Below are 23,940 nucleotides of genomic sequence, written 5' to 3'. Positions count from 1 at the left end.
ATTGGTCAGGAAGCGGTAAGCAAGGTGGTTTGCGTAAGCTGTGGAATGTTGAAGCAGGCTTAAGGTTGACTCCGGGGGCATCATCCGGGATACCGGGACTGTAGAAAACTGGCGCTCTCTCTTTATGGTTGCGTCAGTCATGCTGAGATTCTGATGCTCTGTTCAGCAGGTCGACTTGCATCAGTAATGCTTTCAAAAATACAGGGTCACAGGGTGAACTGCTGACGCTTGTCGATATGGACTCGTGGATGAGTCACGGAAGGTTCGAAATGCTCAAGGATGGTCAGCCTGAAGTAATCCCTCACATGTTTGAAACGACTCGCACATCCGCCGTGCGGATCATGGCGATGACTGTGCTCCTTTTATGGAACCAGGGTGTGCTCACCGGGCAGGAGGGCACAAGACCTGCCACAGAAACTCCACCACCTGCGGGATCGACCAACGCTTCCACACCTCCCAGTGCAGCCCCACTTTTAACAGCTGCTGCTGATGAACCGCTCACACCGGCGGTGATCGAACGTCTTTCGAGACAAGCCGCTGATCTCACGGATCTGGATGCTGCCACCAAAAAGTCGATTGCTGATTTCTATCAGCAGGCCATGGATTCCTGGAAACAGGCCGAAGCCAGGCAGGTTCGCCAGAAAGAGTTTGACCGGCTCGTGGGGACAGCCGAAGGGTTGCTCAAAGAGACTCAAGCCAAACTGGTAAAACTCCCCAAGGAAATCACGTTACCACCGGCGGCTGCCAATGCCGATCTCGAAGCTCTCACCAGTGATATCGCCACTCTGAAAGCGCGTATCGAGCATCCTGAAACCGGCCTGACGAAAAGACTGGCGGATCTCAACGGAGAAGCTGCGCGACGATCGAATCGTCTGAAAGAAATCCCCACGCTGATTACGACGGCTCAGGCTCGACTCGAAGAGCTGACCAAACAGCAGGAGCAGGCCCCCGCCGAAGGCGAAGCCTCAGCTCTCACTCAAGCCCGTCGGATCGCCATTTATGCCCAGCGTATGGCCATTCTCCGGGAGATTGGAGCACTCCGGCAGGAGCAGTCGTGGTACGAACTTCCTGCGAGCAGTGCCCTGGCCCGCGAACAGCGAGACTTAGCGGCTCGCGAACTCTCACTTTCGCAGCAGGAGGTCGAGCAGTTGCAAACGATCCTGGCACGCCGCAGGCAGCAGGATGCCGAGATGCGCGTCAAGCAGGCCCAGCGCGAAGCAGCTTTGGCTCATCCCATTCTCAAACCATTAGCAGAAGTTAATGAAAAACTGGCCCAGCAGGATCAGCAACTGGCCCAGAAGACACAGCGGGCTGTGCGTGACCTGGCCGAGATTCGCCAGCAGACTCAGCGATTAAAGGATGATTTTCGCCGGGTCCAGGAAATGGTCAACACCGTCGGATTGACCGAATCGATTGGGCTGCTGCTGAGGAAAAAACGCTCTTCGTTACCAGACCTGGGAGCCATTTCGGAACGTCTGACGGCCGATGCCGATGTCTTTCGTGAACTGCAATTGAAGCTCTTTGAAATCGACGATGAGCTGACCACTCTTCGATCCCCGGAACTGGTGCTGGGGCAGGTGCTTGCCAGCCTCAAACTGACATCGAACGATGTCCCCAAGGAGATTCTGGAAGCCCAGGCCGAGATACTTTTGAAGCAGAAACGCGATCTGCTGACGACACTGGATCGAAGTTACACCACTGCCTTTGAGAATCAGGTGGCACTGGATGCTGCCCGGAGAGAGCTTGTCGAGCAGGTGCAGCAGTTCCGCAGCTATATCGATGAGCGAGTCCTCTGGATTCGCACCAGTGGTCCGATCTCGCTGGAAACTTTCCACGATGCCAGGGCTGCTGTGAAGTGGCTCTTCAGTGTAGAAGACTGGCAACAGGCTTCTCAGGTGCTCATGAAAGATCTCTGGCAAAGTTTTCCTTTGTATCTGCTCGCTGCTTTGGGGCTGTTTCCGCTGTTGTTGTTGAGAAGGCGGATGGGTGTTGAAATCCGCCTGCTGGGTGAGCAGTCGATTCTGCCTTCATGCCGGACATTGACACCGACCATGAGGGCGCTGACATGGACGATTCTGCTGGCCATTGGCTGGCCCGCCTTTGTGGGATTTATGGCGTGGCGGCTGGCTGATTCAGCGAGTTCGTCACTGACGACGGAAGAAATCGCCCGCTGCTTAAAAGTCTCAGCGATTTTTCTGCTGACACTTGAGTTACTGCGGATGATTACCCTTAAAAAAGGACTGGCTTCGCACCATTTTGGCTGGTCTGAAAGCTTTGTGCGTCGTTTATATCGTGGGATGACAACTCTGGCTGTGTGTGGAACTCCACTGGTCTTTGCGATCACATTTCTCAGTGTTCATCAGCAGTCCGACACGACGGACGAAAAGTATCTCGATGCGCTGGGCAGGCCGCTGTTTCTGCTGCTGTTGGCGATGATCTCTGGAGTTTCGTGGGCGACGATGTTCCGTCAGGTTCCCGGGACGCACCTGCTGACTGGCGAGCCTGTCGAAAGTCCATTGATTCAACGGGTGCAGACTCTGGCCAAGTATCTGGCCGTCGTGATTCCTCTGCTCCTCGGTGTGCTGGTGGCGATGGGTTACTTCTATACGGCAGGGCAACTGGCGATTCGTCTGCACTGGACATTCTGGCTCATTGTGGGACTGATCATCCTGCAGGCGATTGTCATGCGCTGGATTACCATTGAGCGTCGCAAGCTGGCCCTCGAACAAGTCAAACAGATGCGTCAGGCGGCTGAAGAAAGTGTGCGGCAGGTTCCAGGAAGTCTGGCGACAAATCTTCAAAGCCTGCTGTTTTCTTCGTTTAAGGTTGATCTGGCGGCCATCGTCAATCAGGTGCGATCACTGCTCAGGACGAGCCTCGTGATTGCCGGGCTGTGCGGAGTCTGGTTCATCTGGGCCGATATTGTGCCCGCATTAGGGATTCTCGATCGTCTCGAACTGTGGGAAACCACGCAAACTGTGGCTGCATCTGCGGCTGCTCCGTCTGCTTCCTCATCAGCCCCAGATGGAGCAGCGGGCAAGCCTGCCAATAATACTTCAAGCAGTTCTGTGAGCGGGTATCGCAAAGTTACGGCACGCGATCTGGCAGTGGCGATTCTGATCTTCGCAGCCGCATTGATTGCGGGGCAGAACATCCCGGGCCTGCTGGAAGTCGCCCTGCTGAGAAGATTGTCGAGTGATCGGGGGCTGCACCTGACGGTCATTACGCTCGTTCGCTATCTGATCTTTACGCTGGGAGTGATTCTGGCCTTCGGTCAGATCGGTGTCAGTTGGTCGAATGTGCAATGGCTCGTGGCGGCTGCCAGTCTGGGACTGGGCTTTGGTCTGCAGGAGATTTTTGCCAATTTTGTCTCGGGTATTATCATCCTGCTCGAACGACCCATTCGTGAAGGGGATGTCGTTACTGTTGGAGATGTTTCCGGAACGGTTTCCAAGATTCGATTTCGAGCCACGACCATTACGGATTGGGATCGTAAAGAGCTTCTGGTTCCGAACAAAGAATTTATCACCAGCCGCGTCTTGAACTGGACGCTCTCCGATAAGGTGAATCGACTCACGATCAAGGTGGGAGTCGCCTACGGCTCAGATCCATTCAAGGTTCAAGAGGTGCTGATGAAGTGTGTCACCAGCATTCCCCAAGTATTGCAGAACCCACCCCCCTCAGTGGTTTTCGACGAATTCGGCGACAACGCCATGCGGTTTACGATCCGCTTCTTCCTGCCGGATCTTGAAAATCGACTCACAGTCACGCATCAATTGCATATCGCGATTTACCGTGAACTGGCTGCTGCAGGGATCGAGATTTCGTTCCCGCAAATGGATCTGCACGTGCGCTCGATTCCCGAAGACTGGAAGATCGCGGCTGCCAACGTCGCTCACGAAGCCCATGCGAATCCGACAAGAGAAGGTCAGCCACGCTCGTCAACACCACTCGACATTGCAGATTCCGACGGCTAACGACCTTGTTAGCCAGGTGAATCAATGAGTCTGCAACAATTGTTCGGCAATACGAACGTTAGCTATTTATAAGCATAAAAGTTGAAGAGGCGAAAACCCGCGCGACAGCCTTGAGTTTTCGTCAGCTTTCGCGAGTCGCTTTCCTGATAAAAAAGCCTTATCGTTTTAGCCTATGCGGCTGGTGATTCACCAGTTCGAAGTTCCACGATCAGTTCAGCGACACTGGAAATCAACATGAGCCTGGTATCGTTTCGAGTCATGGCGAGCAGACTATTCATTGCCTTCGTTGTGTCCGGAGGCTTGGGAATATTCACGCCAGCGCTGGCGCAATCTCAGGAGAGTCCAGCGCCCAAGTCGGCAGTACCCATTGGCTCTCCTGCAGCGACCACGACCATTGATGGCAAGCAGCTTCCTGCACCTGATCCGGCATTCGGGGGTGTGATCAAGAACATCGCTTCCGAATCGAAACCGTGGTGGGCACCTCGAATTGTACCACCAGCTGGTGCACCGAATGTGCTCCTGATTATGACGGATGATTCGGGTTATGGAGTCCCGAGTACATTTGGCGGGGTGATCCCGACGCCTGCATTAGATCGCGTGGCCAAAAATGGCCTGCGATACACACAGATGCACTCGACAGCACTCTGTTCACCCACGCGCGCAGCGATCATTACGGGCCGCAATCATCACTCCGCAGGCTTTGGTGTGATTTCCGAACAATCGACAGGATTCCCGGGTTACAACAGTATCATCGCTAAGGATAAAGCCACGATTGGCCGCATTTTAAGAGACAACGGCTTTGCGACATCATGGTTTGGCAAGAACCACAACACCCCCGCATTCGAAGCCAGCGAGATTGGGCCCTTTGATCAATGGCCTGTCGGCATGGGTTTTGAATACTTCTATGGCTTTGTGGGGGGGGATACCAACCAGTGGCAGCCGAATCTGTTTCGCAATACGACACAGATCTTTCCGTACCGCGGGAAGCCAGACTGGAACCTGACGACAGGCATGGCCGATGATGCGATTGCTCATTTGAATCATCTGAATCAGATCGATCCCTCCAAACCATTCTTCTGCTACTACGTTCCCGGTGGTACGCATGCACCGCACCACCCCACCAAAGAATGGGTCCAAAAGATCCGCGATCTGCACTTGTTTGATCAGGGATGGAACAAACTGCGGGACACGATATTCGCCAATCAGAAAAGGCTAGGCGTCATCCCACCTGAGACCCAGTTGACACCCTGGCCTAGCGAACTCCTTAAGAACTGGGATGACTGCACTCCCGAAGAAAAGAAACTCTTTATTCGACAGGTCGAAATCTTTGCTGCTTATGTCGCCTATACCGACCATGAGATTGGTCGCGTGATTCAGGCGGTCGAAGATATGGGCAAGCTCGATAACACGCTGATTATCTATATCAATGGCGATAATGGAACCAGTGCCGAAGGTGGTCTCCATGGAACACCGAATGAAGTTGCTTTCTTTAATGGCGTGGACGTCCCGGTCAATGTGCAGCTTGAGAAGTATTATGAAGACTGGGGTACTGATAAGACTTATAACCACATGTCCGCCCACTGGGCATGGGCCTTTGATACCCCGTTTAGCTGGTTTAAGCAGATTTCGTCGCATTTAGGAGGCGTCAGGCAAGGGATGGCCGTTTCGTGGCCAGCGCGTATTAAAGACCGTGGAGGAATTCGCCATCAGTTCCATCATGTGATCGATGTCGTCCCGACAATTCTTGAATCCACCCGTATCAACGCGCCTCAAGTGGTGGATGGGATTCCGCAAAGCCCCATTGAAGGGGCCAGCTTTGCCTATACATTCGACGAAAAGAATGCGAAGGCTCCCTCGACACATACCACTCAGTATTTTGAGATGTTCGGTGACCACGCCATTTACCATGAGGGATGGCTCCTGAGCACCAAGGTAACGCGTCCTCCCTGGGAGGCCTTTGGCGTGCCCAATCCCGATCCGCTGAATAACGTGACCTGGGAACTTTATCATCTCGAGAAAGACTATTCTCAGTCGAAAGATCTAGCGGCTCAATATCCCGAGAAGGTGGCCGAACTGAAGCAGAAGTTCCTCGAAGAAGCAAAGAAGTATCAGGTGTTGCCGCTCGATGCCTCTGTTGCCTCACGATTAGTCGCACCGCGACCTAATATCACGGCTGGTCGGACGGAGTTTATCTATACCTTCCCGCAAGTGGGGATTCCGCAAGGGGATTCTCCCGTCCTGCTGAACTCCTCGTTCAATATTACCGCTGAGATTGAAGTCCCAGCCGGTGGTGCCGAAGGGATGCTGCTGACCTCGGGTGGACGTTTTGCGGGCTACGGCTTTTACCTGCTTAAAGGGAAACCCGTGTGGATCTGGAACCTGCTCGATCTCGAACGCGTTCGCTGGGAAGGGACGGAACCACTCACTCCCGGCAAGCACACACTCGAGTTCGATTTTCAGTACGAAGGGAAGGGCGTGGGGACGCTGCTCTTCAATAACTACAGTGGCTTAGGTCAGCCTGCGACAGGCATCCTCAAGGTCGATGGCAAAGTGGTCGCCACGAAGAAAATGCCACGCACATTGCCGATGATTCTCCAGTGGGATGAAAGTTTCGATATCGGTTCAGATACACTCACCGGTGTGAATGATGCCGACTATCAGCCACCATTCCCGTTCACTGGCAAGCTCAAGAAGTTGACCCTCAAAGTTGACCGCCCACAACTTTCTGAAGCCGACATTAAGAAGCTCGAAGCGGCTGGCCGGAACAATCGAGTCAGCGAATAACGATCGCTGGCTGTTTGACTGCAAGTGAGAAGTTCTCTTCAAGATTCACGCGGCTGGCCCCCTGGAGGTGTGCTGGCCGCGTGAATTTTTACATTTTCAGGCTCAATTCGCGGGAATTTACGTCGAGAAGAGTGCGCGATTTCCACGAGAAAGCGTCACTCGATATTCCCGGCGGCCGATTCCTTCTATAATCCCGATTCGCGAAATTGCTGGCAGATTCTGCACCTTGTTTTCACATCGGGTGTCCATCATCTGCCAGAGTGGTATTGGAATGCCCCTGACGGTATTCCATCGCCTTGATCGACTGACGAACTGAATTATCGAAACTGCTTTTATCGAAAGATGGCCCTGTGTACCGGACCAAGACCTGCGGCGAACTGCGTATCGAGCATGTTGGACAAGTTGCCACCCTTTGTGGCTGGGTGGACAGCTACCGCGATCACAAGGGGGTTGTCTTCATCGACCTGCGTGACCGTTACGGCATCACTCAAGTTGTCTTTCAGGCCGACACTCCCACTGACATGCAGACCATCGCCCGTGGCCTTCGCAGTGAAGATGTCATCCAGGTGACAGGCGAAGTCCTCGCTCGTGGTGCCGGTCTCGAAAACCCCAAGCTCGTCACGGGGCAGGTGGAAGTCCGCGGCCGCGAGTTGACGCTGCTCAACAAGAGTAAGACGCCTCCTTTCGAGCCGCGCACGCAGGATCTTCCCAACGAAGAACTGCGGATGCAGTACCGCTATCTCGACCTGCGGCGGCCCGTGGTGCAGCAGGCAATTATTCTGCGGCATAAGCTCGCTAAAGCGACGCGCGATTACTTCGACCGTCACAACTTCCTCGAAATCGAAACGCCCATTCTGGGTCGTTCGACACCTGAAGGGGCGCGGGATTACCTCGTTCCCAGCCGGGTGCACGAGGGGAGCTTTTATGCGCTGCCGCAATCGCCGCAGCTCTACAAGCAGATTCTGATGGTCGCCGGCTACGACCGTTACTTCCAGATTGCCCGCTGCTTCCGCGATGAAGACCTGCGGGCTGATCGCCAGCCCGAGTTCACCCAGATCGACGTGGAAATGGCCTTCGTCAAGCAGGACGACATCCTTTCGACCATCGACGGCCTCATGGCGCACCTGCTCAAGGAGCTGCGCGGCGAGGAACTGCCGCTGCCACTCCCAAGGCTCACGCACCGCGAAGTCATGGAGAAGTACGGCTCCGACAAGCCTGACCTGCGGTTTGGTATGGAACTGATCTGCCTCAAGGAGATCGCTGAAAACTGCGGCTTCAGTGTCTTCAAGAACACCATCGCCAACGGCAACCGCGTGCGGGGGATTGTTGCTCCCGGTGCTGCCGAGAAATACAGCCGCAAGCAGATTGATGAACTGACGGAATTCGTGAAGCAATACGGGGCGCAGGGCCTCGCCTTCTTCCGCGTGAAGGAGGAAGGTCTCGATTCGCCGATTGCCAAGTTCTTCTCGGCGGAGGATCAGCAGAAGCTGATCGCCAAGCTGGGCGCCAGGGCTGGCGACCTGATCTTCTGCGTGGCCGACACTGCCAAGGTTTCCTCGGCGGCTCTGGGTGCACTGCGCAACCGGCTGGCGAAGGAACTGGCCCTTTACGATCCGAAGGAAATGAAGATCGCCTGGGTCGTCGATTTCCCCATGTTCCAGTGGGATGAAGACGAGCAGCGGTGGGTGGCTGAGCACCATCCCTTCTGCCAGCCGCACGAAGAGGATATCGACATTCTGGAAACCGACCCGGGCAAGGTGCGGGCTCAGTCGTACGACCTGGTCTGCAACGGTTATGAGGCAGCCAGTGGCAGCGTCCGTATTCATGATCCCGCGGTCCAGCAGCGCATTTTCAGCATGATGGGGATCCAGCCGGAAGAAGCCGAACTCCGCTTTGGCTTCCTGCTGGAAGCATTGCGATATGGCGCACCTCCTCATGCCGGTGTGGCGCTGGGTCTGGATCGCTGGTCGATGATGTTCTCGGGCACGGACAACATCCGCGACGTCATCGCCTTCCCGAAGAACCAGAAGGCCAGCGACCTCCTCACCGGCGCCCCGGCTCCCGTCGACACCAAACAACTCCGCGACCTGCGGATCAAGGTGGATGTGCCGGTGAAGTAGTTTTGTCTCGCAATATCTGAGCATCCGATTCCCGGCGTTCGCCCTGAACGTCGGGAATCTGTTTTTACTGGGCGTGCCTATTCCTCTTGGATTTCTTCGCGACTTCGCGCGAGCAGATCTTGTCCTGAAAGCGAGATTCAAGAGGGCTCACGCGAAGTCGCGAAGAGCGCGAAGGAAAGTCGACAAAGTTGGAGCGTTTGCAGCGAGAGACTTGCCGGGTTGTTCCAAGCTGCCGGGTGATTCATGTTCCGATGGGCCTATTGACAACGATTGGTCGAAACCGTCTGAGCAAATCAAAGGGGTCGGTGCTTATTGTTTGTTTTTGAGTGCTAGCCTGCGACAATTTCACGAGCACTGCGAGCGGATGGAGCGGGAGGGTTGTATCATGCACCCTATTGTCACGAAGCCGGGGTTTGCAGAGTATTTCTTGTGACTGTCGTCACCCAGACGTTCAAAGCCACGTCTGGGCCACCCCGCCACTCTGAGAAAGTCTTACTGGAAATCTCCAGAAACTCAAACGGCAGGTCTCATGGACAACGAAACCTCCCGTCCTACTGCATACACATCGCCCGCAGACGGACAACTTGTGACATCCTGTAAGTGTCCGATTGGCAAGCATACCCCAAAGCATGTGACGCAGCGCGTGATCGTATCAGGGGTTGTATTACTCCCCAGTAAAAGGAGCACTGCTGGCAAGCCAGCAGTGGCATGCTGGAGTTGGCCCTGAGTTACGAATTTCGGTATCTGCTAGCGTGGCTGATTGTCGAGCTTCATGAGAAAGATTCCCAAACCGGCATCGCTTTCCTGACTTGATTTCTAATTCTGAATGAGTCGATGCAGATCAGGCAGGCGATGGTTATCGGGAATCCGATGGTGTGATCACGGGTGCCAGGCGCATGGTGGTGGCGGCTACTGGCAGGGTGTCTGGCTCGATGGCTTCGAGAATCTCCTGTGTTTCTGCTGACGCGACTGGTTCCAGAATTTTTCCAATGGGTGACAGCATTAAGAGGGGCAACAGAATCAGATCGCCAAGCATGGCGACGGCGACCAGGGCGGCCATCAACCAGCCAAACCGGCTGATCAGCAGCAGTTCCGAGGGCATAAGCACCAGCAGGCCGAGACTCACTGCGACGCTGGTTTGCCAGATGGCGGGGCCGCAATGTTCGAGTGCTCGAATCGCTGCTTCTTTGCGGGTTTGGCCGGCCAGCATCTGCTTCTGGAACCAGGCGATGTAATGGAGTGTGCCATCGACGGCAATCCCCAGTGCGACTGAGGCAGTGATCATGGAGCCGATATCGACCCGCTGTCCAAACCAGGCCATGAGCCCAAAGACGATGGTAATGGGCAGGACATTGGGGATCATCGAAACCAGGCCGGCCATGAAGTTTTTCAGCAAGATCACCATCACAGCCAGAATCAGCACAAAAGCGAGCCCGAAGCTGGAAATGAGACTTTCCAGCACAGCCTGCTGAGTTCTTAAAAACAGCGGAGCAGTGCCCGTCACGACGTGCATGGCACCGGGGTGTAGTTTCAAAATTTCCTGCGTGGTGCCATTGAGAGAATCGACGACCTGCACATAGTCGATGGGTGAGAGAATGGAGACCTGTGCGGTGATGCGCCACAACTCGTCGCCAGGACGATTGAGTTTGTAATCACCGGGAGTGAAGAGATCCTGACCTGATTCGGCCATCGTGTAGAAGGAGGCTGAGCCGGGAATTTCACTATCTCGAATTTTCTGCTCGATCGTATTTGCGCGTTTGTTGTAACGCGCATTTGCCAGGACGGAGGCATTGGCTTCGGGCTTCTCACTCACGGGCAGAAAGTCGGCCAGCCCCACAGCACCGCTGATTTCCGGGTGCCGCTTGATATGGGCCTCAACTTCTCGAACCGCTTCCATGCGTTCCAGAAAGTTGGTCTGCTGCTGGGCGGCATCATCGAAGCGAACAATCACTTCGACCGGCGTGATCCCCGCCAAATGATTTTCAATCGCGCGATAGTCCTGTACGACACGTGATGACTCTGGGAAGTAACGAATGACCTTGGTTTCGGTCCGGAAGAAAATGAGGCCGTAACTTGCGACTAAACTCAGTGCGAGACAGGCAGCTAACTGAAGGTTGGTACCCGTGGCGAGCTTGTTGCCCAGCCAGCGCCAGGCATTCGAGTTTGTCTCGGCTGTGGGAGCCACCTTATCGGGCCAGAGCTGTAACAGCGATGGTACGCCGTAGACAATCATGCCGAGTGAAACGACCATCCCAATTGCAGAATAGATGCCAAAATCCCGCACGGGAGAGAGTGGACTGGTCACGAGGGATAACAGGCCAATGGCGGTTGTCAGAGCTGCTAAAAAGCAGGGCATGGCGGCATGTCGAAAGGCTTCGGAAAGTGCGAGCGAAGGATTGGTTTCTGCGCACTTGTTGTAGTAATTGACAATATGGATCGCACCGGAAAGTGTCAGGACCATCAGCAGAGATGGCATGACGACCAGCACCATGTTCATGCTGCCACCAGTAACAGGAACAATGGCAGTCGTCAGAAAGGGAACGTACATCGACACAAACAGGACAATCAGCGTCTGACTGACGCGTTTGAGCATGACAAACGCGAGGGCTGTTCCTACCAGAGCGGAAAACAGCAGAACTGATTTTCGATGCGGGAATCGCCACGGCTGAGACTCATCCCAGGCAGCGCGGGAGACAGCGCCATTGAGTTCTGTCCCCACGACAGCCGAGCCGCCGATATGCATTTCCTCTTCGCGAACACCTGAAGAAAGGACCGCTTGCCGAATGGCAGCAAGTGTCCCTTTACGATCGGCTGTGCCGGCTTCGGAAAGACTCACAGCCAGAGCGACGGGAGAACCTGGAATGAAGAACGCCTGCTCAACGAGGGGGTGAACCACTTCATTGGGTCGCGTGGGCTTACTCTGGAGGCTGGTGAGCCACTCGGCAATTTCGATGGTTTGTGGATGACCGAGTCGCAGACCATTCCAGGAGATTTGTAAATCGTGGGCGTGAGAGGCATCTTCCAGAAGTTCACCTTGCGGTGAAAGAATCGTCGGAGTTGTGGCTGGTTCGGTTCCGTCTACATCAACGGCTGTCGCGAGGACGTTGGCCGCTTCCTGATCCACAGCTTCCGCTTTGGCCATGGTCACCTGTGAAGGTGTGGAAGCTTCGACGGAAACAGAAGCTAACGTCGCTGCTGAAACCGCATCCGACATCGCAGGCTGGATCGTCACGTCAATGTGGAATTTTTCGCGAATCGCTTCGGCGAGCTGACGTTCCGTTGTCCGCAAGCGATTGCGGCCTTCGGGTGTCAGCCGCAGCTTGAGTGGCCCGGCACCGATGATCGTGCCTTCGAGCCTGCGAACGGCTTCATGAAATTCGACCCCGTTTTCAATCATGGATCGCAAGACTGTTCCGGGCTGGACAACCCGGGAGATGCAGCTCATGCCATCACGACGAATCCCTTCGGCATCAGCCACCCCCTCGAGTTTTTGGGCGAGGCGTGCAATGCGAGGATCGCTGAGGGAACTCGAATCCCAGGTGATGAAGATGCGATCTTCGACTGGGAAACGTGAATGAGCCCACTTAAGGATCTTCAGTTGTGGGTCGTCAGAAGGGAGCCAGTTTTCGACGTCATTCTGCAGGTTTGTCTGTTTGAGACCCCACAAGGCTGGTGGAATCAGAAACAGCATCAGCAGAAAAATGTAAACTCCGTATCCGTGGCCCCAAGGGTCGCGACGGTCGAAGAAATTACTGCTCATGCCCGAATTTCCTGTTGGTCAAATCTCTAAAAGATCTTCCCATCACGAAGTGTTGATGACTGGCGACGCGGCCGGTTGGATAACACTGTCTTAGCTTACTTAAACAACTAGAGGAAGACATGTTCGGCATTTCGACGTCTCGGAAACTGGCATCGCTGTAACCTGGGTAAAACAGACAGTCTATGCGTGCCAGTGAATTGAAGCGCCCCTGTCCCTTTGCGGACCTTCCTGTTGTGGACCTTTCTGCGTTCCCAGAGATTTCCAGTCCATCCGCAGGTCTTTTTACGCTAAGATAGGGACTGCGGGTGTTTTTGTGAAGTTAGATCCTTCATAAATACTTTTCATTTCAGGACTTAAAGCACAAATTGTCTGAGGCAGGACTCGACGAGACAAGTCGATCAAACGCCCTTTGGCTTTTGTCTGGGCCGGATGTTGTCGTGTCGGTAAGGATCATCATGAAATCTGAGTTTCGATTCCAGGGGATGACCTGTTTGTTTTTTGTAACTTGTTTTGTGGTAGGTTTTTGTGGTTTTTTTGAAAGCCTGTCGGCCAATGATCAGCCCGCTGCGGAAAATCCAATTCGGCAGATCTTCACAGCCGGTTTTGCGGAAATCGCCCTGTTCGATCTGAACAAGGTTTCTGTCGATGAAGCTCAGTCGGCACTTCCTCCCCCACTCTGGAGTTGGAAAGCGAGTGGTCGCGAGGAGTTGCCAGTTGTGCGGCAGAAGCAGTTTGGCACAACGGATGAAATCAAGCTGGTGGATGGCGGGAAGCAGTTGCTGGTCACTTCGTCGGGTGGTGGCTGTGCCTTGATTCAAAGGGTGGCGACGCCTCAAGTTCCCACAGGGACTGTCCTGTGGTCAGCCACGGTCGCGAATGCCCATTCGATTGAACCCTTGCCAAGCAATCGAGTGGTAGTGGCGGCCAGTACCGCCAAAGCTGGTAATAAACTGGTGGTTTTCGATCTGGCGAAAGGGGATGAGCCGCTGGCTGAGACCCCGCTGTATTCGGCACATGGCGTGGTCTGGGATCATCAGCGGCAGAGGCTTTATGCCGTCGGTTTTCGCGAATTGAATTGCTACGAGTTAACGACTGATGGCGATGGCAAATGTTCACTGCGTCTCGATGAAACCAATCCGCTTCCCGATGAAGGGGGGCATGATCTGCAACCTGTTCCCGATTCCCGGGATCTGAGTATTACAACTCACGATCATGTCTATCTTTTCGACCGGAACACAAAGTCATTTCGCAAGCATCCCGTTCTGGGTGATTATCAGCACATGAAATGTGTCAGTTTTCGGCGGGAGGGCCAGCAACTGGAAACTTTGTTCGTGCAAGCGAGTGACGAACATTGGTGGAGCCACTCGATGGGTCTGTTCACCCAGCCTGTTTCCATCACGATGACTGAAGCTGGTCAGGAATCGATCCGTATCGAAGCGCAACCCCCGGTGGGCATCACTCAGATTCCATTAGGTAAGCTGGGGGTCTACAAAGTTCGCTGGCTCGGGAAATAGCATTTCTCGGTGAATCACAACGCTTGCAGTTTCTGAGATCTCGATCGATGTCAGCTTTTATGAGACCCCTCTCGACGATCGTGACAAGACACTCTTCATTCAGTTTTTTCGGTTGAATATGGCGAAATCGCTGCTTCAGTACATGCAGATGCTCGATGATCCGTCGCGAAGGTGGCCGGCTCCTCCCAAAATCGAGGAGATCAAAGCGACGCCTGCGATCAAGCCTCTGGTGGGGGTTAAGCTCCTTGCATGGGATCCTTATGGGACGCTGATCCGGATTGCCGATGGCCAGTTGGAACCCATTGTGCCGCAAATGCTGCGTATGGAGATCGCCCTCGATAAAACGCTCAAAGAGTTCAATATGTGGAACAGCATGACGCGCAAACCTGGCGCGCCATGGGAGTATCTCTGGCAGATCTATCAGAAGATTGTCGAAGACTCGAAACTGCAGGCCAAAGTCAAAAAGGGGGAAACACCGGACCCGAATATGGCCAGTTACTGGCGAAAAGTCCTGGGGAAGCTCGAACAGAAGAGTTACAGCTACGACGAATCGATCTATGGCGATCTGGATGAACTGAGTTTGAAAATTGCCTGGTTCTTTCAAGCGTCTTTACAGGGCTGGGAAGTGACGGAAGATATCGCCCGGGCCTTCGAACTGTCACCGATTTCTCAGACTCTGGCAGGAGATGGACAACCTTTTACTGTCGATCAAGTGACTCTGGGCATGTTGAGGAAGTCAGCATCCATTGCCACCCTCAAAGAAAACTGGGGACAGCTTTCCTGGCAAACGGGCATGCGGGCTACAGCTCCGGGTTTCTGGGAGAAATTCGCGAAAAGCCTGCAATCCCATGGACTTGAGTCGGATCGTGTCGCCATGATCAGCTCCCGTATGCCAGTTCTGGCGGCCGCGAAAACCTGTCATTTCAAGACAATTCTGTACGCTGTAGAAAAGTCAGGATTGATCGCTTCCAACGAAGATTTTCGAGATCCCGCGAAGAAACCTGACCGACTCTTGACGAATCCCCGTCAGATTCTGGACATTATGGCTTAGTCGATCGAGTAATTTCTTTAGTCCAGATCTCTTCGCAAGGAAGGGAACTGGATTAATTCTGGCAGATTTTCAACGGATAGTGAGTTTCGCGATGCCCGCACCATCCATCTACAGCATGGACCTGGTTGATTTCGACCGCCCCATTTTTACCCTCGAACAGATTCGGGAGATTAACCCCCAGCGGTTCGAAATGGAGCAGCTCACGTCCATTCTGTATGTCGATACTGAGGGGCACGGCATCATCGGCTACAAGCAAGTGACTGACCAGGAGTTCTGGGTGCGCGGCCACATGCCTGGCTTCCCCCTGATGCCCGGAGTGATTCTTTGCGAATGTGCGGCCCAATTGGCTGGCTTTTATGCCCGAAAATACCGTCTGCTGGATGGTGATTTCCTGGGCTTTGGTGGTATGAACGAAGTTCGTTTCCGTGCGCCAGTCGTGCCCGGAGATCGCCTTCTGATTATGGCGAAGCTGACTCGACTGAGAACTGGCAAGCGGGCCGAATTTGATTTTCAGGGCTTTGTGGGCCAGAAGATGGTCTACAGTGGCCAGATGATTGGTGTCCCCATTGAGAAGGATCCGGCCAAATCCACCAGCGATGCCAGCGAATCGCTGGTCTGATGGTTCGTGGATTGTCAGCGTTTACCGGGATGCAGTGCTTCCACGGAATTCATCACAGCGGAATTCATCACAGCGGCTGACAAGACAAATGGCTGGCAAGACAAAAGAGGGATTTCTCATCGTGCCTGCCGCCCATGCTGATCCGGCGATCACCAGATAACGAAAGTGTTTGCATCCATTCGAAGCATTGATCTCTGCAATACACATCCATGTATTGTCGATTCTCAAGTTCTCTTTTCATTCCACGCTTGTGGATAGTATGCCCACGTTATGAATGTTGACGATGTGATCTTTGATGGCCCGGTCGTCCCTGAACCTCGCCGTCGGCAGCCAGCCGAAGATTTAAGCCCCTGGTTTCAGACCGTGGAAGATGTTGGCCCAGCCATTGACCCGCAGACGTTTTTCACCACGCCGGCCCCGCTCGAAGTCGATATTGGCTGTGGTCGCGGCATGTTCATGTTCAAAGCCTCAACCACCAGGCCCGACACAAACTTTCTTGGTCTCGAAATCGATTTCAAAGAAGCGCGGAGAGCTGCCAGACGCCTGGTCAGGCGTAAACAACCCAATGCCCGCATTGTGGGGGGAGATGCTCGCGAAGTGCTCTCGAAAAAGCTTCCCGAAGCTTCTGTCACCGCTGCACATGTCTACTTCCCCGATCCCTGGTGGAAGAAAAAGCATATGCGCAGGCGTTTGTTCAACGATCAGTTTGTCGATCTTCTGGCCCGCATTGTGATGCCCGGGGGTCATGTCCACTCATGGACTGATGTGGAAGACTACTTTGTGGTCATCAAAGGTTTGATGGACAATCATCCGCTGTTTGTCGCGCTTCCGCCAGCACCTGAGAATGAGGCGGAGCATGATGACGATTATCACACCAGCTTTGAACGCCGCAAAAGGCAGGATGGCTGGGTGATCCATCGGGGCCTGTGGCAACGTCGATAAGGCGTCAACCAGTGTACCTCTAGAGCGAACCAGTTCGCTTAGCGAGGGACGTGGGGTTGAATGTTGACAGGGAGTGGAGGCCAGGCAGCGACCCTAGGTTCCATCGAGGTCGGAGTGGCTGCTGGTACAATTGCGGGTAGCGGACGAGCACTTCCTGGCATCATCGGCATCACTTTTGGAAGCGGAGCAGGGGTTTCGCCCGCAGGTTGTTTGAATGCTCCCGTATCCAGACTTTGGCTCACAGAGGAGTCTCTGAGAATCGGAAGCGCCGCTGGTATCTCCAAAGAAGGCAAGTGAGGCAGCGGAGGCATGGCTTCTTCAGTTGCCCGAGCTTGATTGACAGTCTGAACCTGCCCGACGGGCTGAATCTGTGCGACAGACGGTGTCTGCGGATTGTGGTTGGGCGACGCGATCTCTTCAACACATTCAATCTCACCCAGTTGAATCGACAGCTCTGTTGTTGGCGCGGGCTCGACGCTCAAAGGCATGAGTGGGTTGGTTCGCAAGGCGGCTGGAAGTTCCACCGGGCCAGGAATCATTAAAGGCCCATCATTCGAAAGCTGTGCAGATTCGTACCGTTCTGAATCCACGCTCCCTTTTGTCAAAGCGACAGACTGCGAAGTTGTCAGAATTGTGCTCTCGGCCAGGCCCAGATCTCCCTGGAAGTTTTCCAGTGCGTCCCCTGTCACTTGCTCAATCACTTCCTCGGTCCTGCGATCAGTCGTCTTCGCTACGCGAGATTCCCCAGCGCTTGCCACCGTGGATGGCGGAGATGATCGATACGGAAGGAATCGATCCTTCCATGATCGTTTCTGTGTGGTCGAAGTTGGTTCAGGAATCGGTTTGGGTTTAGGCCATGTCGGTAACCAGTCTTTGGCCTGATCAAGGAGTTTTTTGGGTGCTGAAGGATCAGCTTCCGGCTGCACTTTCGATTTGGCCCCAACTCCCGGCAAAGGTGGGACATCATCTTTGACAGGGGGAAGAGGAGTGGGCGTATTGGCAGGTTCTTCACGCAACATCTCGGGTGAAGGTGGTGTGTGCCCGCCTTGCCAGGGCGATGGAGATAAGTTCGCATCGGGAGGCAGTGGCTGCATGTTGACATCGGGCAAAGGCGATTGCCACGTGGGAGCGACGACTCCATCACTGTTGCAGGAAGCCGATGAACCGGAAGGCAAGGTGCTGTCACAGGCCGGTGTATTGCAAACCTTAGGCCCGACAGAAATCGAGCAGCAGCCTGTGGTTGCCAGCAAAGTTCCAGCGCAGAGAACTGACCAGTTCCGTGTTCGCCAGCCACCTGTACGCCAATTCCAGCTCAGCATGTTGCTCACCTTCCATGAGACCCTTGGGCAGGGCGGAGCAAGGATCAACAATGTCGAGATGTTCAGGCTGGCTGATGCCTTGCCTGGCTCTCGCAACATACGCCATCCGTGCTATTCCAAGCCGCAAGGGGGAACGCGGGTTAAATAAAGACCCGGCTCATGCCTGCGACTTCTTTAGATTCATCGATCGAATCGATTTCCAAAAAGCGGCAATTTTGACCGCGAAAGCAACAACATGACGAGGAGTCGCACATCCTGCCTGATGTAGGTATAGGAACAGTCGTACCGGCCATGCCCACTTGCTGAAGTTTATCGATCAGGTAAAACGTGCGTGCCGGGTGTCAGTGCCATCAGTTCCCTGAACTTCTCAGCCAGACTGGATCAGCAAAGAGATCCATCACCAGCAGATGCAGGTCTGCAAAGTAAGGGTAGCCATGCATCGTTTCGGTCTCTTTGATCATTTTCGGAGGGAGCCCCTCCGAAAACTGATGCACATGCCTGGTCACAGGATCGATGACCCAGACGCCTTGAACTCCTTTTTGCAGATAGCCTTTCACCCGAGCCGACATCGAATCCCGGCGAAGTCTCGATGATGCAATTTCCACAACGAGGACTGGAATCTCTGTGGTCATCAGCTCATCCATCACGGCAAATCCTGTTGCCGGTGGATAAAAACTGATCGCGGGGATGCGAATGGTCAATCGCTCTTCATCGAGCAGGAGTGGCAGTTCAAAACAGGGAATCGACCTGGCGTCACTTTTCAGAGAAGGGCCCAGGGCGGTTGTCAGGTTACGAATGATGTTGCCGTGCATTTCGTCGGGAGGGTCCTGACGTAAGAACGTTCCTTCCTCGATCTCAATCCAGCGTTCCCCATTTTCCAGAGCCGCCAGATATTCGTCGCGCGTTTGAACCGTACGTTGTGAGATTTCTTGGGGCACGACGGGCCGAAAACCATGGCCTGTTCCAAAACCTGTGGGCTTTTCTTGTGACGCGTCATCGGGGCGGTCATTCAGCGACATAGGCAACCTTGCTGACTGCTCATGGGGACAGGCGGAACGATCAGGGCAACCGCAGGGAACGATCTTGCAGGCTGAACCCATTGCCTGGAGTTTTTGCTCTGCAAAGGATTCACATTCTGGTGAAACGAACCACCTGATATTATCGCCAACAGGAGCGATTTGCTTGGTTGCCCATGATGATTTCTACCGCGTGATGAATTCTTGATGTGCCGAGCGAAGTCATGCCTTCCTCACGTTATCGATGGCTTTATCTCCCGAGAGAATTGTTGGATCTCTGTTGAAAGTTTTTGTACCCATGGTGGAATCTGTCGCGATTTTAGGTGGCCAGGGTCAACTGGCTTTCGAACTTCAGTGTCTCCTGGCACCCGACTCAGGCAGATCGCTTTCGATCCTGGGAAGAGAAGATCTTGATGTGACCAACGCTGCCCAGGTCGATGCGGTGCTCTCGGGGATTCATCCGCAGATTGTGATCAACTGTGCTGCTCAGACTCAGGTCGATGTGGCTGAATCGACGAGCGAAAACACGTTTTCCATCAACGCGACCGGTGCGGGCCATATCGGCAGATGGTGCGCTGCAAATCGTGCCAAGCTGGTTTATATCAGCACCGATCATGTGTTTGGCCAGACCATCGATCGGGCTCATGCGAGGCCGTGGCGGGAAACTGATCAACCGCAGCCCGTTTCGGTTTACGCACGCAGCAAACTGGCTGGCGAACAGGCCACTCTCGAAGCCTGCCCGCACAGTGTTGTGGTGCGCACCTGTGGCCTCTATGGGCAGCGCCCAGCAAAGGGCAAGGGAAACTTCGTTCAGACCATGCTCAGACTGGCTCAGCAAAGGCCTGTGCTCAAAGTGGTCGATGACCAGTGGTGTACGCCTTCATCGGCTCAAGACGTCGCGCAAGCCATTCGTTCACTTCTGGTCGATCCCGATGCCTTCAACCCCAAGACCAATCTCACGTCACGCATCTGGCATATCACCAACACCGGGAGTACGACCTGGGCTCAACTGGCGCGTGAGATCTTTTCACTCCAAGGCCTCACGACCGAAGTCATTCCGATCACGACAGCCGAGTTCAATGCCCCGGCCCACCGGCCAGGTTACAGCGTGCTCGATACTTCTCGCTTTCATCAAAGCTATGGAGCGCTGCCGAGTTGGCAAGAAGCACTCGCCACTTATCTGCAAAGGCTTCAGCGTTCGGAATAACCCATCATGGCGAAGTCACGAATACGACATCGTCATGTTTCAGACATTGTCACTGAGATCATCAGCTTGAGGGATGCAGCTTCAGGCCTGACTCAGTAATCGTGTAAGGCACAATCGATTCTTCACAAGGACTGCCGCGATGCTTGGCCACATAGAGCGCTCGCGACATGCGGGTTCCTTCGTGGATCTTCCCCATGAGGATAATCGTATTCGCGTTCGAGAGTTCATCGCCAGTCGCAATTGGACGACGAATCAGATCTTCCAGCATCACTTCGTGCGACGTTGCCAGCAGGAGACATGAGATCTGGCTTTTCTCGTAAGCATGCTGCATCACCAATGGTTCCAGCTCTCGATAGCGGATGCGGAACAGGTCGCGGGCCAGCCAGTCATGATCTTTGCGTAATACCTGATGATAGATGTAGGAGAACATCTCGAACTGCTGGGAATCTGCCGACCGGGCCGCTGGCTCGATACCGTCAATCACACAACGGCGGGTGCCACCCACAAAATTGCGATAGAAAAAGGCAATGGCCCTCTCCAGACGATGATTCCACTCGGCTTTCCAATCCTGCCATTCTTCTGCCGTGGTCGATTCACGAGTCACCCGGCGACCCGTCATCTCCAGCAGATTCAAATACTGGGCACGATCTTCCAGGTTCTCAAAGACCTTCTCCCCGTAGAGCAAGTTCTCACTTGATCCATTTTCTTCAGCACTGTCAGTCGTTTTGAGTTGCCAGTCACGCATGCGGGCTGCATAAGCCAGATGATTCTGGGAGTCGCCGCGCGTGGTGAGATCAGCTATACAGCCGGGTGCTCCTTCCTGATGAATTCCTGCATCTGCGAACTGAATTCCCAGTTGGGTTTTGCCAATCCCGGTCGCACCGAGAATGACTGTCAATGTTCCCGGAATCAGGCCACCACCCAGCAGCTGATCAAGTTCTGGAATCCCGGTTGAATGGCGCGCAGACATTTTGATCCTGAAGACTTATAGGTTCATCGCGACGAAATCGGCCTGTTGGAACTATGACAAATCCACTCGGTGCGCACCATGGGCGAAGATGTTTCAGTACCCTGGTTCACCTGGCTTTCGGGTTCACTTATCGGCCGGAGTCACTCAGATGACGGAATTCGTTGAACCGCAGGTACTCCCAATGGCGGTAAATCGGCGATTCTTTGACCAGCACGCTATGCGGGCCCTGAGCAGCGACGCGGCCTTGCCCCAGCACGATAATCTCATCGACTCGCTTCAGTGTGGCCAGCCGCTGAGGCAGAAAGATCACGGTTCGCCCGGAGGTGATCCGGTCGTACGTATCATCAAGCAAGGCTTTCGTATCGTCATCGAGAGCGGCTTCAGGTTCTTCGATAATCAACAATGCCGGGCGTCGAACCAGTGCTCGCGCCAGAGCCAGTTGAAAGATCTGGCCTTCGCTGAGTTGATGATCGCGCGGATCAAGCACTGTTTCATAACCGTTCATCAACCCGACGATGAACTGATGAGCGTGAGCTTCTTTGGCGGCATCTGTGCATTGCTGGAGTGTGAATTCTCCACCGGCGGCAATGTTATCCAGGATCGTGCCCGGGAAGACCGCTGCGTTCGAAGTCACAAAAATGATTTCTGAACGCAAAGATTCCAAAGTCGCCCAGGCGACATCTTCACCATCAATCAGCACTCGCCCGGATTTCAATTCAATGAATCGAGGAATGGCCATGGCCACAGCCCGGGCATCCAGCTCGTCAATTCCCACGAGGGCATACTTGTGATTGGCATCGATAATCAGATCGAGCTTATCGAGAAGTTCCTGATCGGAATTCGGAACTTTATAGGTCGCCTGATCGATTTGCAGCCGCTTGCTCAGCGGATTCAGGAATCTGGCACCCACAGCCTGGCTGACCTGAGGAATCTGATCCAGGTACTGAAAGATATGCGTCGAGATCTCCGCCGCCTGTCGACGAATCCCCGGGACGCGGGCAAGCTCCCGCGCGGCATACATGAGTGCCGCTGCTGCCGAGAGGAAGACCAGCACATCTGCCAAGGAAAGTAATGGGGAGTCGATGGCCAGTTGTACCAACGTAATGAACAGCAGGAAGACCATCACTGCGACAACCGCCATATAGACGAAAATCCTCAGCCACAGTGCGTCATCCTGAACGCGGGCCTTCAGTTTCATATTCTGAGTGTATCGATCCAGATGGTTGAGAAATGCTTCCTGCTCAGTCTGTTCGAGCCCGTAACTGCGAATGAGTTGAGAACGATTGAGACCATCGGCCATCACCTGCAGCTCATGATTTCCACGATCCGCCGCCAGTCGCCTGGCGGATTGGGCACGAGCATTACCCTGTGAAAGCAGATACCAGCACAATGCCAAAGGTGGTAACCATTCAATCGTCAAGAGTGGATTGATCAGCAGCAATGCGGCCAGCATGACCACGATCTCTACCGGCAGTCGCAAGGTTCGATCGATGTACTCGAACAGCAGATTCTGCAGGCTTTCAATTTCCTGGACGAAGATCCGACGAGCCCTTTGTGTTGTGTGGCCTTCGATATCCTCGACGCCCAATCGCAGGTTAGCGCGGTAGATATTCCTCCGCATCTGAGCACTCATTTCGAGAGCGGCTTTGCGGGCACTGAGTTTCACTTGTCCGATACAACCCATCCGCAGCAGAGTCAGGACAGCACCACTCAGCAACAATGTCACCAGCGCCGGGACTGTCGATTGAAGGGTCATGATCGACTGGTAGCACCAGGCCAGAGCCGGGCCATACCAATAGTTTCGACGATTCCAGACGGTGGGCAGAATTCCGGTGTCATCACGAATAATCGGAATCAGTGGCGGAGGAGAGGCCGAGGGATTGAGCGTCATATCGAAAGGGGGCAGCTCTGAGATGGCCTTGAATTCGGGGGGAATCAGCCGCTCACCAGCCAGCTTTTCCAGTTGTTTGGCAGCCGGGCCATCGAGTTCCAGAAACAGCTTTCCGTGATGAATGCACAAGCCAAGGATTAATCCTGCCACAGCGACCAGCAGGAGCGTGAGTACAGCCGATGCGAGTGACCAGAATAAACCGGATCGAGCCGCACCTCGAAACAGATCTCGGTTCGCAAAAGCACGTTCAAATGGCCCGGGGGCAGCATTACTCAAAATACGTCTCTTGTCTTGAGAGAGTTCATCCAGATCGGCCAATCGATCGACGCGGTCTTCCATTACAGCACGCACATCGGGGCGTCGCCAGACCACACTCGCAAAATCACTCGCCTGTTGACCTTATCCACGCAGCGCAATCGCATCGAGCACTACAACTGAACCCCTTAACGCAGGCAATTCCTCTGGCATAACTCCGCAGGCTTAACTCAGTTTCCTGCGCGACTCGAAGTGTTCGCTCAACGAACAACAACACAACGAAATCGCGACTTACGTCTTTGATCAACCATTAAATGGCTTCCCCAAATTCAAGGCGTCGTGATGTCGCAACTTCTGGATTCCTGAGTCGATTTGCAAATTTTTTTGACACACGCCAACCATGTCCTATGTTTCCCACATGCAAACAACGCCGCAGCAATCAACGAGCTGACGAGGCGATAACCGACTACGAAAGAACGCGGCAAGGAGGAGCTAGGAGCTTCGAGGGGACCTTG

Annotated in this window: 13 protein-coding genes; 8 read left to right on the top strand and 5 right to left on the bottom strand. The window is 54.1% G+C overall.

Going from position 1 to position 23,940, the window contains the following annotated elements:
• The first annotated feature begins 248 nt into the window (after positions 1 to 248).
• From PLIM_RS16980 to aspS, 3 genes are all read left to right on the top strand, one after another.
• Positions 249 to 3,977, top strand: coding sequence for a mechanosensitive ion channel domain-containing protein (locus PLIM_RS16980; protein ID WP_196349468.1), 3,729 nt, complete (start codon positions 249 to 251; stop codon positions 3,975 to 3,977).
• Positions 3,978 to 4,211: 234 nt separating this feature from the next.
• Positions 4,212 to 6,761, top strand: coding sequence for a sulfatase-like hydrolase/transferase (locus PLIM_RS16975; protein WP_013111547.1), 2,550 nt, complete (start codon positions 4,212 to 4,214; stop codon positions 6,759 to 6,761).
• A 350-nt stretch (positions 6,762 to 7,111) separates the two neighbouring features.
• Complete coding sequence (aspS, locus tag PLIM_RS16970; RefSeq protein ID WP_013111546.1) at positions 7,112 to 8,881, top strand: aspartate--tRNA ligase; 1,770 nt, start codon at positions 7,112 to 7,114, stop codon at positions 8,879 to 8,881.
• A gap of 856 nt (positions 8,882 to 9,737) precedes the next feature.
• On the opposite strand, the gene PLIM_RS16965 is transcribed toward aspS, so the two are convergent.
• Positions 9,738 to 12,641, bottom strand: a complete 2,904-nt coding sequence (locus PLIM_RS16965) for an efflux RND transporter permease subunit (RefSeq protein WP_013111544.1) — start codon at positions 12,639 to 12,641, stop codon at positions 9,738 to 9,740.
• Positions 12,642 to 13,096: 455 nt separating this feature from the next.
• Here PLIM_RS16965 and PLIM_RS23145 point away from each other — a divergent pair, with 455 nt between their 5' ends.
• From PLIM_RS23145 to trmB, 4 genes are all read left to right on the top strand, one after another.
• Positions 13,097 to 14,155 carry a DUF6528 family protein gene (locus PLIM_RS23145; protein WP_013111543.1) on the top strand — a complete coding sequence of 353 codons (1,059 nt, stop codon included), beginning with the start codon at positions 13,097 to 13,099 and terminating at the stop codon, positions 14,153 to 14,155.
• 118 nt (positions 14,156 to 14,273) lie between these two features.
• Positions 14,274 to 15,206: a hypothetical protein gene (locus PLIM_RS16955; RefSeq protein WP_013111542.1), complete on the top strand. Its 933-nt coding sequence runs from the start codon at positions 14,274 to 14,276 to the stop codon at positions 15,204 to 15,206.
• Between the two features lie 91 nt (positions 15,207 to 15,297).
• Positions 15,298 to 15,825, top strand: a complete 528-nt coding sequence (locus PLIM_RS16950) for a 3-hydroxyacyl-ACP dehydratase FabZ family protein (RefSeq protein ID WP_013111541.1) — start codon at positions 15,298 to 15,300, stop codon at positions 15,823 to 15,825.
• A gap of 270 nt (positions 15,826 to 16,095) precedes the next feature.
• Complete coding sequence (trmB, locus tag PLIM_RS16940; RefSeq protein ID WP_013111540.1) at positions 16,096 to 16,767, top strand: tRNA (guanine(46)-N(7))-methyltransferase TrmB; 672 nt, start codon at positions 16,096 to 16,098, stop codon at positions 16,765 to 16,767.
• A gap of 38 nt (positions 16,768 to 16,805) precedes the next feature.
• On the opposite strand, the gene PLIM_RS16935 is transcribed toward trmB, so the two are convergent.
• On the bottom strand, positions 16,806 to 18,086 hold the full coding sequence (locus PLIM_RS16935) for a hypothetical protein (RefSeq protein ID WP_148227165.1): 1,281 nt from the start codon (positions 18,084 to 18,086) through the stop codon (positions 16,806 to 16,808).
• A gap of 350 nt (positions 18,087 to 18,436) precedes the next feature.
• On the bottom strand, positions 18,437 to 19,105 hold the full coding sequence (locus PLIM_RS16925; RefSeq protein ID WP_013111537.1) for a Uma2 family endonuclease: 669 nt from the start codon (positions 19,103 to 19,105) through the stop codon (positions 18,437 to 18,439).
• A gap of 295 nt (positions 19,106 to 19,400) precedes the next feature.
• Here PLIM_RS16925 and rfbD point away from each other — a divergent pair, with 295 nt between their 5' ends.
• The gene (gene rfbD / locus PLIM_RS16920) at positions 19,401 to 20,309 is read left to right on the top strand and encodes a dTDP-4-dehydrorhamnose reductase (protein ID WP_013111536.1); all 909 of its coding nucleotides are present in this window, start codon (positions 19,401 to 19,403) and stop codon (positions 20,307 to 20,309) included.
• Between the two features lie 61 nt (positions 20,310 to 20,370).
• On the opposite strand, the gene PLIM_RS16915 is transcribed toward rfbD, so the two are convergent.
• Together PLIM_RS16915 and PLIM_RS16910 are read right to left on the bottom strand one after the other, a co-directional pair.
• Positions 20,371 to 21,279 (bottom strand): RAD55 family ATPase, encoded by a 909-nt coding sequence (locus PLIM_RS16915; RefSeq protein WP_013111535.1) that lies wholly within the window; start codon positions 21,277 to 21,279, stop codon positions 20,371 to 20,373.
• Positions 21,280 to 21,406: 127 nt separating this feature from the next.
• Positions 21,407 to 23,542, bottom strand: coding sequence for an ATP-binding cassette domain-containing protein (locus PLIM_RS16910; protein ID WP_148227164.1), 2,136 nt, complete (start codon positions 23,540 to 23,542; stop codon positions 21,407 to 21,409).
• Positions 23,543 to 23,940 lie beyond the last annotated feature (398 nt).

The sequence above is a fragment of the Planctopirus limnophila DSM 3776 genome (assembly GCF_000092105.1).
In the GTDB taxonomy this organism is placed as follows: domain Bacteria; phylum Planctomycetota; class Planctomycetia; order Planctomycetales; family Planctomycetaceae; genus Planctopirus; species Planctopirus limnophila.
The sequence above is the reverse complement of the archived record's forward strand: the minus strand, read 5'-3'. Positions and strand labels throughout refer to the sequence as shown.